General features: G+C 68.6%; 3 protein-coding genes and 1 pseudogene. 2 read left to right on the top strand and 2 right to left on the bottom strand.

Annotated elements, in window-relative coordinates:
* On the top strand, positions 1 to 765 hold a 765-nt coding region (gene gspN / locus K0M70_RS05975; RefSeq protein ID WP_290780586.1), incomplete at its 5' end, for a type II secretion system protein N.
* Here gspN and K0M70_RS05970 read toward each other — a convergent pair.
* Positions 756 to 1607 (bottom strand): 2OG-Fe(II) oxygenase, encoded by an 852-nt coding sequence (locus K0M70_RS05970; protein WP_290780583.1) that lies wholly within the window; start codon positions 1605 to 1607, stop codon positions 756 to 758. The two genes, gspN and K0M70_RS05970, sit on opposite strands and share 10 nt — an antisense overlap.
* Positions 1608 to 1671: 64 nt before the next feature.
* On the bottom strand, positions 1672 to 2985 hold the full coding sequence (locus tag K0M70_RS05965) for a porin (RefSeq protein ID WP_290780581.1): 1314 nt from the start codon (positions 2983 to 2985) through the stop codon (positions 1672 to 1674).
* Positions 2986 to 3268: 283 nt separating this feature from the next.
* On the opposite strand from K0M70_RS05965, the pseudogene K0M70_RS05960 reads away from it, so the two are divergent.
* Positions 3269 to 3465 (top strand): annotated as a pseudogene (locus K0M70_RS05960) (substrate-binding domain-containing protein); the annotation flags it as partial.

The following is a 3465-nucleotide window of genomic DNA, read 5'->3' as shown; positions in this document are numbered from 1 at the left end:
CGTGCAGGGCGAGCTGGTGTTCGCGGCGGCCGGGCCTTGAATCGCTCGCTGGCGCTGGCCTTTTTCGTGCTCGCCTGGCTGGCGTCCCTGGCGGTGCTGGCACCGATGCGCTGGCTGGGAGAGCTCGATCTGTGGCGGAATGCGGGGCTGTCCGCGTCCGGGGCCAGCGGCACGATCTGGAACGGACGACTGCTGGGCCTGGACGCGGGATCGCAGCCGCTGGGGGACGTGGACGCCGCGCTGTCGGCCGCGTCGCTGCTTACCGGGACGGTGGCCATCGAATTCGCCACCGACGGCAGCCGCGGCAAGCTGCTGTTGGGCCGGGAGCGCGGCCTGCGGGCGGTCAGCGGGGAATGGCCGCTGGTCGTGCCAACCCCGGGTGGCCCGCTGCAATGGGCGCTGTCGCTGGACGCGGTCAGCGCCGTGGTTCGTGGCGGCACCTGTGCCGAGGCCGCAGGCGGGCTGGAAGCCGTGCTCACCCTGCCGGCCGCGGGCAGTACGACGCCGCCCCTGGTCCTTTCGGGCACGCCGGTCTGCCGCGAGGGCGTCGTCGAGGCCAGCCTGATGCCGGCCCCGGGTTCACCGGCCGTCGAACTGCTGGTTCAGATCCGGGCCGACGGCCAGTACCGGCTGGTGTGGCTGGCCCGCGACCCGGACCCGGGCCTGCGCGCCGCGCTGGACGCGGCCGGTTTCATCGCCGGCGCCGACGGGCTGTCGCGGGTGGACGAGGGCTCCCTGGCCGGCGCGGTGGCCGCTCAGCGATAGCTGCGCTCGCGCAGCCACTTGGTGGCCACCCATTTTTCGCCCTCCAGCACCGGTGCGCCGCCGTGCAGCGTCTTGGTCATCGGGTGCGGCCGGTCGTAGCTGAAGAAAACCGCGTTGCCCTTGATCGGCGCCACTTCGATGCCGGCATCGGGGAACGTGGTGGCCCCGCCCCGCCGCGGGCTGTTCAAGTACATCACCAGCGACGCCACGCGCTGCCCGCCGCGTTCAAGCACCTTGTGCGAACCGGCCAGGGCCGGGTCGAAATAATCGTAGTGCGGCTTGTATTCGGCGCCGGGGCCATAGCGCAGCACCTGCAGCCCCTCGCCGTTTTCCACCGGCCACTGGCAAAGCGCGGCGATACGCGCCTCGATGCGCCGGCACAGTTCATTTTCGGCACGGCTGAAGAACATGCCGTCGCTGGTGCGCGCCTCGTGGACGACGCTCACGCCTTCGTCCATCAGGTAGGTTTCGGAGCGCTGGATGCGCTCGCGCGCCAGCGACACCAGTTCGTCGCATTCGTCGTCGCCCAGCAGCCCGCCCAGCACCACCACGCGCGGATGGCGCAGGTTCGCCAGCACCGCCACGTGCCGGTCACCGGTGTCGATGAAGTGCGGTCCGTCCAGCTCCATCGGTTCGGGCACCGGGGTGGGCACGGGCAACCCGTGCTCACGCGCGTGTTCGGCCAGGTGCGCCTGCAGCGCCGATTGCACCAAGTCGATCGCCTGTTCCTCGGGCCAGCCCTGGCCGCGCAGGCTCTCGACCACCGACAGGGGGTCGCCCCCCCGCCGGGCCCGGTCAATGATCCAATCCTGAAGCTCCTGGCCGGCGTTCGGGGCACTCATGGGTGGACTCGCGCATCAGTTCGCCGCATTTTGTGCCCCGCACATGACAGCCAGGCTGCCACGGTCAGAAGTTGAACTGGGTCCGGACCGCGTACTGCGCGGTTTCGTCGCCGGTCACTTCGTTCTCGCCCTGGGTGTAATTGAACATCAGGCGCAGGTTGGGATTGAGGTAGTAGTTCAGGCCCAGGATCATCGATTCCGCCTCGCGGTTGGCCAGGTCGGAGTTCTCGATGTGGTCGTAGCGGGCGGTCAGCTCCCACAGGCCCACGTCAACCACCTTGGGCGAGCCGAAGACGCCGGTGCCCGGCTTGTAGACCTTCTGGCCACCGTTGAGCATCCAGCTGCCCTGCACGTAGTAGGTCTGCACGTCCTGGTCGGGGCCCAGCGGCTGGTTGAAAACGGAGCTGACGAACTCGGACTGGACGAACAGCGGGCCGTACTGGCCGGCCAGCTCCAGCCCGTAGGCATTCACCTGGTCGCCGCTGGCGGCGGTGGTGATGGCGATGACCTGGCCGGGGCCGCGGCGGCCGGCGTAGTTGGCCACGGCCGACAGGCTGGCCGAACCTTCGTTGGCGTTCTCGTGGCTGACCCAGCCGCCCAGGTGCAGCGTGCGGGACCCGGCCATGATCGGCGCCCAGGTGGCGCGGGCCGATGCGCCCATGCCTTCGGTGCGCGGGCTGGCGGCGCCGCGCAGGTTGAAGGCGGTGGCGCCCACGGAGTAGTTCAGGCCGGACACCTGGTAACCCACGCCCTGCTGGAACTGACGGCCGTTGAACAGGCCGGTGGCGGACGCGAAGGGCCGCTCCATCATCAGGATCTCATTGGAGCTGGTCAGCTCTTCCATGGACCGGTAGGGCTTGAAGTGGCCGATGGTCAGCTTGCCCAGGCCGAACTGCTTGGCGATGTACAGGTCGCGCAGGCCGTCGAGGTTGCTGCCGGCGGCGAAGTCCTGCTCCATCTTGTATTCCCAGCCCCAGGCCTTGCCGCCAAGGCTGAGCCTGGCGCGGCGGAACTCGGTGGTGCCGGTGGTGTTCACCTGGTCCTCGTCGAAGGCGTAGCCGTCGAAGTGCACGCGGCCGCCGGCGGAGAACTCGAAGTTGCCGTCGGACGAAATCACCTTCAGGCCGCCCTTGGCCTCGACCTTGGGCTGGGTCATCGCCTGGGCCTTGAGCGCCTCGGCGGTGTCGATGTTGATGCCCGACTGGGCCTCGTCGCGAGCCTCCAGGTCATCGATGCGCGCCATGAGCGCCGTCACCTGGGCACGCAGTTCGGCGATCTCCTGCTGGCTGGGCGCCGGGGCGTCCTGGGCGAACAGGGGCTGGGTGCTCAAGCCCATCATCGCGAGGGCGACGGCGGCGGCAACGGTCGATTGACGCATGACTGTAACTCCTGGTGTGTAAAACAACTGGGGGCCGGGCTGGTGCCGGCCAACATGTGAATGGCTCGTTACGGGGCGGTGAAACATGTACAGGTTGCTACGGGTTTATGACGCCTCGGCGCGATTTGGATGTCAGTTACATGACAGCGGTTCCGGGGGCCTGGCGGACTGTCATACGCCTGTCATGTTCAAGCAACACTCTTGTCACCGGAGCGACCTTTAATGGCCGCAATTGGGGGCAACCGCCCCCGAGCTTGCCCCATCACCCCGAGGAGACCCCCACGTGCTCAAGAACTTCAAGCGCAGCCTGGCCATGCTGGCCCTGGCCACCAGCTTCGGCGTCACCGCCCAGGCCGCCGAAATCACCGGCGCCGGCGCCTCGTTCGTCTTCCCGGTCATGTCCAAGTGGTCGGCCGACTACAACCAGGCCACCCAGCACCGCGTGAACTACCAGTCCATTGGCTCGGGCGGCGGCATCGC

It is taken from the genome of Arenimonas sp., assembly GCF_019459675.1.
GTDB lineage: Bacteria > Pseudomonadota > Gammaproteobacteria > Xanthomonadales > Xanthomonadaceae > Arenimonas.
Note: the sequence above shows the minus strand (reverse complement) of the source record. Positions and strands in the feature narration are given on the sequence as shown.